We start from the raw sequence: 14,407 nt of genomic DNA on the forward strand, positions 1-14,407 counted from the left end.
AGACGCCGATCCGTCACAATTTGACAAAGGCGCTCCGCCTTCTAAAGGCAAATAACCGCTAATCGGATTGCAGGCGTTCGGCAATATCTTCGTGAAGGGTTGTCCCGCCTGCGATCATACCTTTGAGCTTGGGCCGCGGATTGTTAAATTTGGGTATTCCCCGGACGCGATCTGTTACAGTTGCCCCGGCTTGTTGTGCAATTAAACAGCCTGCTGCTACATCCCATTCCCATGTATCACGTAACGTGAGCATCGCGTCAAAGCGGCCTTCTGCCACCAGACATAACCGATAGGCGAGCGATGATCGAAAATGCCGCTGGTAAGGCGGCAGACCATCGGACCAATTTTTAACATCAAAGTTAGGCTTGGCTGCTAATACTGATGCGCCTTCGACTGTATTTTGGGTTGCAGATATCGGGGCACCGTTTAGCGTTGAGACTTGATCAGAAGTTGCCAAATACATCAGATCCAGAACCGGTAGGTAAACGGCTGCTGCAATCACATTACCGTTTTCAGCGATGGCCAGAGAATGCGAAAAGGTTTTTTCACCTGCGATGAACGCGCGTGTTCCGTCAATAGGATCAACAATAAAGACACGCTCATGATTTAGCCGGTCTGAGTTATCGTCGGTTTCTTCGGACAACCAACCATAATCAGGACGGGCACTTCCCAATTCAGACGCTAACATACGATCAATTGCGATGTCCGCTTCGGTTACGGGGCCGGCACCGGCATCCTTATCCCATGTTTCAGGGTTTTGCTGCCAATGCTTGAGCGCAATTTCCCCGGATGCTTTAGCCGCATCAGTTAATAGAGTGAGGTCGTTATTCACCGGCAAGTGTCAATCCTTCGACCAATATTGAAGGCACAACGCGGCTGAGATGTAGGCGCGCATCGTTTGCAGGGGAAATGGTTCGCAGCATGTCCCGTAGATTTCCCGCAATTGTGCATTCATTCACGGGGTATTGAACTTCGCCGTTTTCAATCCAAAACCCTGTTGCTCCGCGGGAATAGTCGCCAGTCGTCGGGTTAATGGATGTGCCAATCATGGAAGTCACAAGCAATCCGGTCCCCATATCCTTGATCAAATCGCGTTGGCTTTGGGTGCCTTGCGTTAGCGCGACATTGGTTGCGCTGGGACTTGGCGCACTGGAGGTTCCGCGCGCGGCGTTTGCTGTACTGGTAAGGTTCAATTTACGTGCACTCGCAAGATCGAGTATCCAAGTCTGAAGAATGCCATCTTCGATGATTGTGCGCGATTGCGTCGGTAGACCTTCACCATCAAAGGGACGTGACCCACCAATACGCGGACGGTGGGGATTTTCGATCAAGGAAAGATGGCTAGGAAGAATTTGTTCGCCCATAGCATCGCGTAACCATGATCCGCCGCGGGCGATGGCCGCGCCGTTAATCGCGCCTAATATATGCCCAACGAGTGACGATGAAACGCGTTCGTCGAATAAAACAGGGTAGCTGCCGGTTTTTGGTTTACGCGCATTGCGGCGCTCGACTGCGCGTGTTGCGGCAATCTGGCCGATTTCTTCGGCGCTTATGAGGTCCGATTGAAAAACACGGCCGTCGCCATAATAGTCGCGCTCCATCTCGGAGCCCGTGCCACTAATTGCAACGCAAGACACAGACCGAGAACTGCGTTGATATCCGCCCGAGAAACCATTTGTCGCGGCGAGATGAATGCCATGGGTGCCGTAGTTCGCACCAGCAGATTGCACCTGAGAAACTTCGCTATTTTCCATGGCAGCGGCTTCGGCGCGCAGAGCGTCCTGTTGGAGCATCTCGGGTGTTGGCGCATCGCTTGGATCGAAAAGCTCAAGCGCATCTATATCCCAGGATGCAGCAATTTCGTTGGCATCCGCTAGACCTACATATGGATCTTCTGGCGCTTCTTTCGCCATTGCCACTGCACGTTCCGCCATAATGGCGATGGTCTCAGGGCGGGTGTCTGATGCTGATACAATGGCTTGGCGTGTTCCGACCATAACCCGTAAGCCAATATCGGTACCTTCGGAACGTTCCGCATGTTCCAAAGCGCCATTGAGAACTTCGATCGAGGTGGATTGACCTTCGACGGCCAATGCGTCGGCGGCATCAGCGCCAGCGCGTTTTGCGGCCTCAAGGAGTTGTGAGGTCAAACTGTCCAAGGAATTTGTCATGAGGCACCTGCTATTCTTTGCCTAAGACCTATGGCCTGCGGGTTAAACACGCAAGAGCGCAGCGACGAAAAGAAAAAGGCCGCCCAAAAAAGGACGGCCTTTCATCAGTGAATTGTAGGGTTAACGAAGACGCTGACCATTTGCGGAAACGTGGCCTTGTTCGTTTACCTCAATTCTGGAATTCAGATTGTCTTCGCCTTCGCCGGGCACTGTGAACATTCCCATCATCATGCGGAAACCCATTGCCTCTTCAACAGGAAGCAAACCCATCTGGCCAAGACGATCAAGCAATCCATTTGCACCGCTTAGGCTTAAATCAACGGCACCTGTCGGACGTGGGATACCGTCAAATGTGGTGGTGTCTGCATTGTCAAACGTGAACGACCCTGATCCGTTAAGTTCAGCACCAACAGCGGACACCAGAAGTTCATTGATCGTCAATTCATGAAGCTCTGCAGGCTGGTCGCCAGACATTTGAGATTTCATTGCTTCTTCTTGATCAAAGATGTCAAACAGCCAGTTCGCCTGACCTGTGAGGTCTAGTACGATGGAGGCAGGGTCGCGCGGCAGGGTGGCTGATGGGTCAAACATACCCCAGATCGCATCGGTAACGGTTAGGCCGACAATACGTGTACCAAAAGCAACATCGCTTGGTTCGGTTCCTTTGCTGACAGGCATTCCGAGATTAAAACCAAGCTCGTCTGCTTGCACTTGAATTTGTGGAAATGGGATTTGTGCACCGGACACAACAAAGTTCACGCTGTTCAGCAATTCGGAAAAGGACATTGTGTCTTTGTTTAGGGTGATGTCGTAAGAGCCAGACGCAATATCAGCGTTTAGCGAAAATGCTTCATCCATTCCTGCGGCGTCGATGCTTAAATCCATCGCACCGAATGTCACATCTGACTGCATAGCAAAGCCGTCGCGCAGGGCTGCTTGGAATTCATCTGCGTAGTTCACCATCGGTGGCGATGCCATCGCAAGTGTTCCCGTGAACCCAGCTGCGTTAAAGTTGACGGCAATCGTTCCCGGGCCATCTGGTTCTTCGATATTTGCCAGAGCCGTCATAGCCCCCATATTCGCGGTACCAGAAAAGTCTGTGACATCACCAGATTTCACGAGGTAGTTCCCGGCATAATCAGTGAGAGTCACGTTCAGGCCGATTGTCATTTTGTCACCGTCAGCTGTCAGTTCATCAGCCGTGACGACAATACTTGGGAGGTTGAATGCATAATTGGTTTCGTCGGCTGAGCCTGACGCAATAATTTCTGCATTTTCCTGCGAGACATTTAAAGACATAGCGAAATCATCAGAGCCAGCACTTTGGATATCATAAGTGTATTGGGGCTCCATCACGATTGAAACTGTGCCGTCGCCTTGCTCAACAAAGTTAAGCTCACCCAGGTTCATGGCCATCGATACGTTGTCTTGGGTCTGGGTGGCTGAAACGCCGCTGATCCGCAGTGTGCTGCCAGATTGGGCCTCAGAATCAACGTTTACCGTATAACCTGACGTTTCCAGATATGCGCGCCAGTCTGACCAAACCTCAGCAGAGGTCACATCAGCGAGTGCAGTGGTTGTCATCAAAATAGTGCTTGTCGCGGCGAGGCCGCTAAATGTTTTCCAGTGGGTCATGATGATCCTCAAAATTTGGTGTCTGGTCTAATGTTGTGTGTCATAGGCCTGCGGTCAAGGGGCGCAGAGGCTAGCGCAATCGAAAAAGGCGCGCTATCAATAGGTATTGGATCGGAGTTAACTATGCAAGATTTCACAGGAAAAACCGTATTGATCACTGGCGCAAGCCGCGGAATTGGAGAGGCTGCTGCGCGGGCTTTCGCCAATGCCGGTGCGAATGTCGTATTGATGGCGCGCAGCCAAGAGGCGATTGCGAATCTGGCGCTTGAGATTGGGGATCACGTATTGGCCGTGCCCGGTGATGTGAGCCGTCACAACGATGTGGTCAATGCCGTGAACGCCGCAGTGTCCAAATTTGGTGGTTTGGATATTCTCATAAACAACGCTGGTGTGATTGACCCGATTGAAATGATGCGCAGTTCCGACCCCGAAGAATGGGGGCGCGTGATGGATATTAATATCAAAGGTGTTTATTACGGAATGCGTGCAGCTTTGCCTGTTATGGAGGCGGCAGGTGCAGGGACCATTATCACCATTAGTTCCGGTGCGGCGCACAACGCATTAGAAGGCTGGAGCGCATATTGCACCTCAAAGGCAGGGGCTGCGATGTTGACCAAATGTGGACACAAAGAATCGGGTAGCCGGGGGGTACGGATCATGGGGCTGTCTCCGGGAACGGTTGCCACGCAAATGCAGTTAGATATCAAAGCGTCAGGCATAAATCCTGTAAGCCAACTCGATTGGGATGTGCATGTCCCGGCAGATTGGCCTGCGCGTGCGTTGCTGTGGATGTGCGGTGCTGATGCGGATGGATATCTGGGCGAAGAAGTTTCTCTAAGAGATGAGGAAATTCGCGAGAAGGTCGGCCTGATCTGATGATAGAGCTATCAAAATCTGAGGGGCTTTGGGTTGTAACGATAAATAGACCAGATAAGGCTAATTCCCTCACGCTCGATATGCTCGAACAGTTGGTGCAAATTGCGTTAGATGCAAAAGATCAAGCCAACGGTTTCGTTTTAACGGGCTCTGGAAAAGTTTTTAGCGCTGGGGCGGATTTAGACGCGGCCAAAGCGGGGTTAGCGACATCGGATGTTTGGGAGCGCTTGTCAGGGGCGATTGCCGAATTGCCTTGTCTCACGATTGCCGCGCTCAACGGTACATTGGCTGGTGGCGCGTTCGGTATGGCGCTTGCTTGTGATCTGCGTATTGCAGTGCCTCATGCAAAATTTTTCTATCCGGTGATGAAGCTTGGGTTTCTACCACAACCCTCTGATCCGGTGCGCCTCCGATCTCTGATAGGACCGTCGAAAACAAAACTCATATTGATGGCCAGTCAGAAGATAGATGCAGCACAAGCCTATCAGTTTGGGCTTGTCGATATGATTGTCGAAATCGAAGAACTCATCCCCACCGTGCGCAGTTTGGCAGAACCGTCTTTGGCAGCGCGGCCAGAAATTCGCGCCGGTATCAAAGCCCTTTGCACCTAAACCCGCTCTTTCAAAGCTCCAGTTAAGGCTGGGGCTTTTGATTTTGGGCGAACCTTTGTAAAAGGCCTGAGGTATTAGGTGTGGGGCAGGGTGTGCTATGGAAAATCAACCAGAATTTGTGACCAATATGTTGGGCTATTTTTGGAGCGCTTGGGACGTGGCGCAAGGGTGGTTGCTTAGCCCGGCGGCGTGGTCGCAGTTTGCATTGCTGTTAATTGCCTTCGGTTCTGCGTGGTATATCAACCGCAAGTTTTCCCCAGTCATTCAACGTCTCATTACCCCACCCGAAGAGCAAACGCATATCATTGCGCGCCTACGCCGGTACGCATTGGTGTTTTTGCCGTTGTTACTGCCACTGCTGGCGTATGCGTTCACCGGAATCGGCGAAAGCGTAACGCGGTCCGTTTTTGGTTCGGGTGCGGTTATTGCGTTTGGTAAACGCCTATTTTTATTCCTCGCGGCGCGGGCATTCGCTCATGAAATTGTCAAAGATCCGTTTCTAAAGCTATTGGCAAAATTTGTTCTGGTGCCTGCGCTGGCATTGAACGTTTTTGGGTTGCTTGAACTCGCGACTGATTATCTGACCAACACAGTGATTGGGCTGGGGAATATTTCGTTTTCGGTGATGTCGCTGGTGCGTGGTGTTATTGCGGGCGCGCTTTTGTTTTGGCTGGGGCGTTGGTCAAACGAACACAGTGTTACCTACATTGAACGCCAAGAAGAAATGCGCCCTGCGACCCGGCAATTGGCGGTTAAGGCTGCTGAGATTACGATTTTTGGCGTCGCATTTTTGTTGCTACTTAACATCATGGGGATCAACCTTTCGACACTCGCGGTGTTAGGTGGTGCGATTGGTGTGGGTTTGGGATTTGGTTTGCAAAAAATTGCATCGAATTTCATATCCGGTGTCATCTTGCTGTTAGAAGGTCAGGCCACCGTTGGCGATTTTGTTGCGCTTGATGGGGGCGAAGAAGGCAAAATCGTTAAAATGACCGCGCGGGCTGCGATTTTGGAAACCTTTGATGGGCGCTGGATCATGGTGCCAAACGAGGACTTCATCACCACGCGCGTTGTGAATTATTCAGATAGCGGATCGGCTAACAGGTATGAGGCACCTTTTAGCGTTTCCTATGACACCGATATCAATCTGGTTCCCGCAATTGTTGAAGCAGCGGTGGCCAAACATCCAGATGTGTTAGATTTGCCTTATCCGCCAGATTGTGAACTGCGTGGGTTTGGTGATAGCGGCATCGACTTTGCGGTTGAGTTTTGGGTGAACGGTTTGGATGACGGGCCAAATAAATATTCGTCTGACGTGTTATTTATCGTGTGGAACGCATTGAAAGAGAACAATATCGAAATCCCATACCCACACCGCGTTGTTGAGATAAAAGGACAGATACCAGAGACATGAGTAAAACCGCACTTGTCATAGGCTCGGGGCCAGCTGGTTTAATGGCCGCTGAGGAATTGGCGCGTGCAGGGTTGGCTGTAACCATAGCAGAGGCTAAGCCCTCTGTTGGGCGTAAACTGTTGATGGCGGGAAAATCGGGTCTCAACATAACCAAAGATGAACCGCTGGATGCGTTTTTGGATCACTATCAAGACGCGCCTGAGATTCTGAGGAATATCGTGTCCGAATTTGGCCCTGCTAAAGTTCAGGAGTGGGCCGAAGGTTTAGGTCAGCACGTCTTTACTGGATCGTCTGGGCGTGTGTTTCCAACGGTTATGAAATCCTCGCCATTGTTACGGAATTGGTTGGCGCGTTTGGCTGGTGCCAAAGTGGTTGTCAAAACCCGTTGGAGTTGGACTGACTATAGCGATGGATTTGAATTTGAAACACCTGAGGGCGCAACGAAAATAAAACCAGATGTTGCTGTTCTCGCGTTAGGTGGCGGCAGTTGGGCGCGGTTGGGGTCGACCGGTGGCTGGATGCCCGTGTTGAAAAAGCTTGGCATTCAGACGGCCCCGTTTCAGCCATCCAACATGGGGTTTGTCGCGGATTGGTCGCCGCACATGGAACGTCATTTTGGTGCCCCGCTAAAAGGTGTGACGCTTATAGCAGGATCGGTTCAATCGCGCGGGGAATGTGTTATTTCTCGTACCGGGTTAGAAGGCGGTGGAATTTACGCGGTTTCGCGCGCGTTACGGCTCGGGGCTGCTTTGCGCATTGATTTACTGCCTGATGTCAGTTTGCAAGACGTTGAGGTGCGACTTGCAAAGCCGCGGGGTAAGAACAGTCTAACAAATCATCTGCGTAAAACATTAAAACTAGACCCGGCAAAAATCGCGTTGCTGCGAGAATGTGCCAATCCGTTACCCGAAGGGGCGGCGTTGGCTGGCGTTATTAAATCGCTCCCAGTGGCGTTGGTTGGGCCACGCCCCATCGACGAAGCAATATCAACAGCCGGTGGTATTCACTTTGACGCACTGACAGATGATTTGATGCTGAAAAAGCTGCCGGGCATTTTTTGCGCTGGCGAAATGCTGAATTGGGATGCGCCCACGGGTGGCTATTTGGTTACCGGGTGTTTGGCCACGGGACGTTGCGCAGGACAGGCGGCAGCGCGTTATGCATCTGATGAAAGCGTCCCGAGCATTTTTTGATACGCAGGTCGATTGCGCATCCTACGAAAATAGTTGCGTAGGACAGTATGTCGAAAAGGCATTTTCTGGGTCATTGGCCACCCTCCGCAATGCGTGAGGAGAATATCAGGGATTGTAATTTGTTCGCCCATCAAAAATGGATGGTCGCCAAGTTGATGAATGAGGCGCTGTTCAGCACGATCAAGATCCCATTTCACGGTCTCGCGCATGTCGGCGTAATGCAGGGAAGACGGTAAATAATTTGAATGCCGCGATGCGCTCCACAATGCTGCATCAACTTCATCTAAGATGAGGTGTGTAATACTGTCTTGATGTGCACGCTCAATCGTTCCAGCCGGATAAGTCAGCGCGCCGTGCCTATCAGCAAGATAGGTAACTATTGCGACGGAATCGGTGATTGTGTGATTGCCGTCTATCAGGATTGGGACTTTGCCTGATGGATTGGCCTTTTGTGCGACGTCAGACTGGGGGGCAGCAGGTGTATGCGTGTAGGGCAGGTTAAGCTCTTCGAGCATCCATATGACTCGGAGGGTGCGACTGCGGGTTGTTCCGATCACCTGATACATCGAACGCCCTCTATCGTCGTGCAAGCATGGCAAGGCGAACCAACGTGCGTTCCATCACGGCCATAGCAGGGGCTCTGCTTGTTGACCTCAGGGTAAGGTCGGTGTCGGTTAGCATAGTTAGCGCGATTTCGACTTTGCGCATTCCCCATCCTTGGGCTTGGCGCAGCATCTTATCACGTCGTGGCCCAAACACGGGCGGGCGTAGTTTTCCGATACCATCATTGGGGCCACCTGGGGCAGATGAAACCGCATGCAGTTGGCGGAAATGACGAGTCGCCCCAATGCATAAGCGCACGGGTTGCACCCCTTGGCTGGTCAGTTTGGCGATAATTGGCCCAACTTCAGAGGCCCGCCCTTCGGCAACAATATTTAGAACATCATCAAGCGCGGCTTCTGTCGAGGTCGGGGCGATTGCTTCGATATCTTCTACTTGTACAGGAGAGTCGTCCCCGCGTTTATAAAGCGCAAGCTTTTCCATGGTCTGACGGAAATCGCCGGGATCAATGGTGCGCGATAGGGCCTCAAGCGCGCCCATTGCATCACGGCCAACGTCACGGACGCCTGCTTTGTTCAGGTCGTTTTGAATGTCTTCGCGCGACGGCGGGTCGTCGTATAATCCGACGGCATAGGCGTTTTTGTGGCCCTCAACGAACTTGCGTAGCGAAGATCGTGTGGTCAGCTGTTTTGCTGTAATGACGACCTGCGCATCGCCGTCCTGCCAATCTGACAGAGCCTCTTTGATGATCGCCGTATGCGCGTCTGCGGCGTCTTCGACAAAAGCAACACGTGGTCCGGGGAAAAAGCCTTGTGCTTTGATCGCGTCCCCTAAAAGGGCAGGATCTTTGCGCAGTTCAGCGGCAGGAATACGTGTGAGCCGCATTTCATCATCGCCACTAGGGCCGATCAGGGCGGCGATTAACTCTTGTCGTTTGATTGCTACGCGCATTGCGTCAACGCCATAAATCAGAACAGAGGTGCGGTCGGGTTCCGGGCGTGTGAAATACCGATTGGCATCGCGCGCCGTTAGTTTCATTGGGATAACTCCCCAGCGCTTGCTAATATCTGCGTGACGACTTGATCCGCGAGAATGATCATTAGGCGCGCATAAGCATCACGTTCAGCAGTTAACGTGCTGACCGTTGTACCTGTTGCCGAATAGCTGGTGAAATTTGAAACGGTGCCAGTTTTGACCACAGCATCTGTCGCGATTTCACGAAGGGTGAATGTGACTGTCCCCAACACATTGTAGCGCGTGATTTCTTGGGCGGCATTAATGCCGAGTTCATCTTCGTCGAGTTCAATTGCGTAGCTAAGCGCGTAGAGCGGCGCTTGGGGTTGTCCCAAACGCTGCTCTAGCTGTCGTACTAGGTTAAAACTGTTTCTATCGCTCGGGTCTGCAACTGCAATTATGTGGGGTAAACCTTGCGCACCGCCATTGGGGCCATAAACGGGCTGAAATCCACAGCCCGTTGTTAATGCGACGCCAGTTAGGCCCAACAGAAATGTTCTGCGATTAGATAACGACATTCACAATCCGCCCTGGCACCACGATCAGCTTTTTCGGCGCATTACCATCTAGCGCCTTTTGTACAGCTTCGTTTGCAAGGGCTACTTTTTCAACCTCTTCCTTCGACATATCGGCAGGGACGGCGATTTCTGACCGACGTTTGCCGTTGATTTGAATCGGCATGGTGATGGTGTCTTCGACCAGCATACTTTCGTCAGCAACAGGCCACGGCGCGTTAATGACCAAACCTTCGCCGCCTTGATGCGCCCAGATATCCTCAGCCAAGTGTGGGGTCATTGGTGACATCAACTGGGCAAGCGTCATGATCGCCTGCTTTTGTGCGGCTGCACCTGCTTTGGATTTGTTGATGATGTTGGTGAAGCCGTAAAGCTTGGCAATGGCCGCATTAAAGCCAAAAGATTCGATCCCAACGGTTACATCATGAATCGCCTTATGCGTTTCGCGCATCAATTCATCGTCGCCTTGCCCTGTTGCATTCGGGTCCATTGCGGCAATCTTATCGCAGAGGTTCCAGACGCGGTTCAGGTGCTTGCTTGAGGCTTCAGCACCCGCTGCGGTCCATTCTACATCGCGTTCAGGGGGGGAATCTGACAAAACAAACCAACGCGCGGTGTCCGCACCAAAGGCTTGAATGATTGAAACCGGATCAACCACATTGTTTTTCGATTTTGACATCTTGGCGGATGGGGTGACTTTGACCAACTCGCCCGTTTTTTTAACAACGACCTTACCGTCGCGTGTTTCTACCTCTGCGGGGTAGTGGTAGATTGGGCGGTCGTGTTCGGTGCGCCGTTCTGCATTTTCGTAGATTTCATGCGTGACCATGCCTTGGGTGAACAAGGCGTTGAACGGTTCCACGGCTTTTTGAGGAAGATGACCGGCAATGTGCATAGCACGGGCAAAGAAGCGTGAGTAAAGCAGGTGTAGAATCGCGTGTTCAATACCACCGATATACTGGTCGACGTTCATCCAATAGTCAGCGTCAGCCATATTTGTCGGTGTGTCCGCACGTGGCGCGGTGAAGCGCGCAAAATACCAAGACGAATCGACAAATGTATCCATCGTGTCCGTTTCGCGTTTTGCTGGTTTGCCACAGGACGGACATGCACAATCGCGCCACGTCGGGTGGCGATCTAGCGGATTGCCGGGTTTGTCAAAACTGACATCGTCTGGCAAACGAACAGGCAGGTTTTCTTTTTTCTCAGGGACGACACCGCAATCATCGCAATGTACGATAGGGATCGGGCAACCCCAGTAACGTTGGCGGGACAGGCCCCAATCGCGCAAACGGTATTTCGTAACGCCTGTGCCCCAACCCGCGCTCTCTGCAAAATCAATGGTTGCATCGATTGCATCTTGGCCAGTGGCCACATCCAGCCCGGCAAAATGGTCGACCCATTTCACCTTTTCAGATTTGGCAGGCACGAAGGCTTCGTTCGCTACAGGTGTTTCGTTATCAAGCGCAAAGAAGGTGTCGATTACTGGCAGGTCATATTTGCGGCAGAAATCTAGGTCGCGCTGATCGTGGGCTGGGCAGGCAAAGATCGCGCCAGTGCCGTAATCCATCAGAATGAAATTCGCGATCCAGACAGGTAGTTCGGCACCAGTTAGCGGATGCTTGGCTTTGATACCTGTGTCAAAACCAAGTTTCGGCGCGGTTTCGATGGCTTCTTCAGTCGTGCCACCTTTGCGGGCCTCGATGTTAAAGGCGGCAAGTTCTGGATTGTCAGCTTCGAGTTTCTTTGAAATCGGGTGGTCCGGTGAAATCCCAACAAACGACGCGCCGTTCAACGTGTCAGGACGTGTTGTGTAGACCTCAATAGGGTCCCCGCCATCGGTACGTTCAAAGCTAAACTGAAGACCGCGAGATTTACCAATCCAGTTTTCCTGCATCAGGCGGACCTTGGCGGGCCAGTTTTCCAACCCGTCCAAAGCGGATAGCAATTCGTCAGAAAATTCAGAAATCTTAAAGAACCATTGCGTTAATTCGCGGCGTTCCACCAACGCACCCGAACGCCAGCCGCGGCCGCCTTCGACCTGCTCATTGGCGAGAACGGTCATATCAACAGGGTCCCAGTTGACGATCGCATTTTTACGATACACGAGATCTTTGGCCATGAAGTCGATGAACATGGCCTGTTGTTGACCGTAGTATTCTGGATCGCAGGTCGCAAATTCGCGGGACCAGTCAATTGACAGGCCGAGCGGTTTCATCTGTGCGCGCATGTCAGCGATATTGTTGTAGGTCCAATCCTTGGGGTGCCCACCAACGGCCATTGCTGCGTTTTCCGCAGGCATACCAAATGCATCCCAACCCATTGGGTGTAACACTGAGAATCCACAAGACATCTTATACCGCGCGATAACATCGCCCATCGTATAGTTGCGCACGTGTCCCATATGGATTCGGCCAGATGGATAAGGGAACATTTCTAGGACGTAGTATTTTTCTTTGTTTTCGTCCCGCTCGGCGGTGAAAACATTGGCCTTGTCCCAGGCCTCTTGCCACTTTGGTTCGATATCAGATGCAGTGTAGCGGGACATGGTTGTCGGTCCTTCATATAAAAACGCCGGGCAGAGGGCCCGGCGTTGTCTTAATAACTCTGGCGCTCTTGGTCTAGAGCTGACTGTCTTGAATGCGCAACTGACGCGCACGCGTTAGAATCGCGTCTTCAACGGCGCGCACTGTTTCTGGGCTAACCGATCCGCCACCGCGACGTTCAATTGAAACGTTCAACGCGCGGGCATCAAGCGCAGGATCCTGAATAAGAATCGTTGCGCGATAAGCGCGGCCACCACCAGGAGGGGTACCATATCCTGTCGAAATAACCCCTGTAAATGGATCAACCGTTTGAACAGGAAGGAAATTCAGAACATCAAGTGACGCATTCCATAGGTATTTGTTTACTTCAACAGTGACGTTTGGATCACGTTGGCCACTGAATAAATCCCATATGGTTTCGCGCTCAGGGTCCAACTGCCCAGCATCAATAAGGGATTGGCGGGCTTCTTCTGGTGTTCTTTCACGTAAGCCAGAACCGGCAGAGCCGTCTCCTGAGCTTAGGGATCCACTGCCAATGTTTCCGCAGCCAGAAATAAACGCAATCGCGCAAATAGCAGAGATTCGAACAAACATGCTGGAAAGTGTCATAGTACGGCCCTGATCTTTAGATTAACCTCTACTACCCAACCGATCCATGGCGGGCAAGGAATTTCGGGGTATATACTTCTTATATAGGGGGATATTCGCGATCCGGGCAGAATGCCGCCAACGAAACTGTGGCAAAGCTGCACCATTCCTTGGGCCAATGACGCAAACTGGTTCAGTACGCTTGATCAAACACCCCGAAAAGGGCGAGAGAAGCTCATACCCAGTTCGGATCAACCGATTTGGGATGCACCTTAAATTCTTTTTCGAGGGAAAACTCATGAAAAAAGTTCTCTTTGCTACTACAGCTCTCGTAGCGACTGCTGGTATCGCAGCTGCTGACGTAACTCTTTCTGGTTCTGCAGAAATGGGCGTTGTCGGCGGTGACGGCGAAACACAATTCCACCATGACATGGACGTTCGTTTCACTCTTTCCGGTGAAACAGACAATGGTCTAACATTCGGTGCGACCATCGACCTAGACGAAGTCGTGCAAACAACTGGTGGCGCGCTCAATGCTGACGCAGATATCCCAGCGAACCGCGGCCCACACGCTGTATTCATCTCTGGTAACTTCGGTACTGTTACTTTGGGTGATACTGACGGTGCGTTTGATTGGGCAATGCAAGAAGTTGGTGTGACCTCTTCTATCAACGACGCTCACACAACACACGCTGGTTTCAACTTCAACTCAGGTCTTGACGGCGACAACGACGGTCAAGTTCTTCGTTATGACCACACATTTGGTGATATCTCATTCGCATTGTCCGCAGAGCTTGACGATTCTGTAGGTGGTAGCGACAACATCTATGGTGTTGGTGTTAAATACAACGCAGCTCTTGGTTCAGTTGATCTTGGTCTCGGCCTTGCAATGCAGCAGAACGACGCTCGTAACATCTTCGGTGTATCTGTAGACGCTAACTTTGCTGGTGGTTTCCGCGCAATCTTGAACTACTCTGATCTTGATGGCGACGGCGGCAACGACAACCACACTGGTCTTGGTCTTGCTTACTCAATGGACGCTTTGACAATCGCGGCTAACTACGGTGTATATGACCGTACAGTTGGTGCCGATCGTGACGCATGGGGTCTTGGTGTAACTTATGACCTCGGTGGCGGTGCTCAAGCACAGTTCGGTTACGGTTCCGACACTGACGGCGCAACTGCTGGCAGCCAAGAACTTTGGTCACTAGGCCTAGCATTCAGCTTCTAATTTAGAAGACGAATGATTTAAGGAAGGGCAGGCATTGCGCCTGCCCTTTTCT

13 protein-coding genes are annotated in these 14,407 nt (G+C 51.7%); 5 read left to right on the forward strand and 8 right to left on the reverse strand.

The features are described from left to right. Positions 1 to 58 precede the first annotated feature (58 nt). The 3 genes from G9C99_RS13510 to G9C99_RS13520 form a co-directional block, all read right to left on the reverse strand. Complete coding sequence (locus G9C99_RS13510; RefSeq protein WP_331460010.1) at positions 59 to 832, reverse strand: 3'(2'),5'-bisphosphate nucleotidase CysQ; 774 nt, start codon at positions 830 to 832, stop codon at positions 59 to 61. Beyond that, the gene (locus tag G9C99_RS13515; protein ID WP_166418049.1) at positions 825 to 2,171 is read right to left on the reverse strand and encodes a TldD/PmbA family protein; all 1,347 of its coding nucleotides are present in this window, start codon (positions 2,169 to 2,171) and stop codon (positions 825 to 827) included. Before G9C99_RS13515 ends, G9C99_RS13510 begins: the two co-directional genes overlap by 8 nt. A gap of 120 nt (positions 2,172 to 2,291) precedes the next feature. Continuing rightward, the gene (locus G9C99_RS13520) at positions 2,292 to 3,806 is read right to left on the reverse strand and encodes a DUF2125 domain-containing protein (protein WP_205859861.1); all 1,515 of its coding nucleotides are present in this window, start codon (positions 3,804 to 3,806) and stop codon (positions 2,292 to 2,294) included. Between the two features lie 123 nt (positions 3,807 to 3,929). On the opposite strand from G9C99_RS13520, the gene G9C99_RS13525 reads away from it, so the two are divergent. The 4 genes from G9C99_RS13525 to G9C99_RS13540 all read left to right on the forward strand — a co-directional run bounded on the left by G9C99_RS13525 (position 3,930) and on the right by G9C99_RS13540 (position 7,900). Beyond that, positions 3,930 to 4,682, forward strand: a complete 753-nt coding sequence (locus G9C99_RS13525) for an SDR family oxidoreductase (protein ID WP_166418051.1) — start codon at positions 3,930 to 3,932, stop codon at positions 4,680 to 4,682. After that, entirely contained in the window at positions 4,682 to 5,293 is a 612-nt protein-coding gene (locus G9C99_RS13530) for an enoyl-CoA hydratase/isomerase family protein (RefSeq protein WP_166418052.1), read from the forward strand. The genes G9C99_RS13525 and G9C99_RS13530 overlap by 1 nt, the downstream gene beginning before the upstream one ends. A 97-nt stretch (positions 5,294 to 5,390) precedes the next feature. Beyond that, positions 5,391 to 6,707, forward strand: coding sequence for a mechanosensitive ion channel family protein (locus tag G9C99_RS13535; protein WP_166418053.1), 1,317 nt, complete (start codon positions 5,391 to 5,393; stop codon positions 6,705 to 6,707). Then, on the forward strand, positions 6,704 to 7,900 hold the full coding sequence (locus G9C99_RS13540; protein WP_166418054.1) for a TIGR03862 family flavoprotein: 1,197 nt from the start codon (positions 6,704 to 6,706) through the stop codon (positions 7,898 to 7,900). Before G9C99_RS13535 ends, G9C99_RS13540 begins: the two co-directional genes overlap by 4 nt. On the opposite strand, the gene G9C99_RS13545 is transcribed toward G9C99_RS13540, so the two are convergent. From G9C99_RS13545 to G9C99_RS13565, 5 genes are all read right to left on the reverse strand, one after another. Next, the gene (locus G9C99_RS13545; protein WP_166418055.1) at positions 7,864 to 8,466 is read right to left on the reverse strand and encodes a glutathione S-transferase family protein; all 603 of its coding nucleotides are present in this window, start codon (positions 8,464 to 8,466) and stop codon (positions 7,864 to 7,866) included. The two genes, G9C99_RS13540 and G9C99_RS13545, sit on opposite strands and share 37 nt — an antisense overlap. Before the next feature lie 10 nt (positions 8,467 to 8,476). Then, entirely contained in the window at positions 8,477 to 9,499 is a 1,023-nt protein-coding gene (gene holA / locus G9C99_RS13550; protein WP_166418056.1) for a DNA polymerase III subunit delta, read from the reverse strand. Continuing rightward, on the reverse strand, positions 9,496 to 9,993 hold the full coding sequence (gene lptE / locus G9C99_RS13555) for an LPS assembly lipoprotein LptE (protein WP_166418057.1): 498 nt from the start codon (positions 9,991 to 9,993) through the stop codon (positions 9,496 to 9,498). Before lptE ends, holA begins: the two co-directional genes overlap by 4 nt. Beyond that, positions 9,980 to 12,538: a leucine--tRNA ligase gene (gene leuS, locus G9C99_RS13560; RefSeq protein WP_166418058.1), complete on the reverse strand. Its 2,559-nt coding sequence runs from the start codon at positions 12,536 to 12,538 to the stop codon at positions 9,980 to 9,982. The genes lptE and leuS overlap by 14 nt, the downstream gene beginning before the upstream one ends. A gap of 73 nt (positions 12,539 to 12,611) precedes the next feature. After that, positions 12,612 to 13,145 (reverse strand): DUF3576 domain-containing protein, encoded by a 534-nt coding sequence (locus tag G9C99_RS13565; protein ID WP_166418059.1) that lies wholly within the window; start codon positions 13,143 to 13,145, stop codon positions 12,612 to 12,614. A 277-nt stretch (positions 13,146 to 13,422) separates the two neighbouring features. Between G9C99_RS13565 and G9C99_RS13570 the strand changes: the two genes are divergently transcribed. Then, positions 13,423 to 14,355 carry a porin gene (locus G9C99_RS13570; protein WP_166418060.1) on the forward strand — a complete coding sequence of 311 codons (933 nt, stop codon included), beginning with the start codon at positions 13,423 to 13,425 and terminating at the stop codon, positions 14,353 to 14,355. The last annotated feature ends 52 nt before the right edge of the window (positions 14,356 to 14,407 follow it).

Source organism: Cochlodiniinecator piscidefendens, from assembly GCF_011326755.1.
In the GTDB taxonomy this organism is placed as follows: domain Bacteria; phylum Pseudomonadota; class Alphaproteobacteria; order Rhodobacterales; family Rhodobacteraceae; genus Cochlodiniinecator; species Cochlodiniinecator piscidefendens.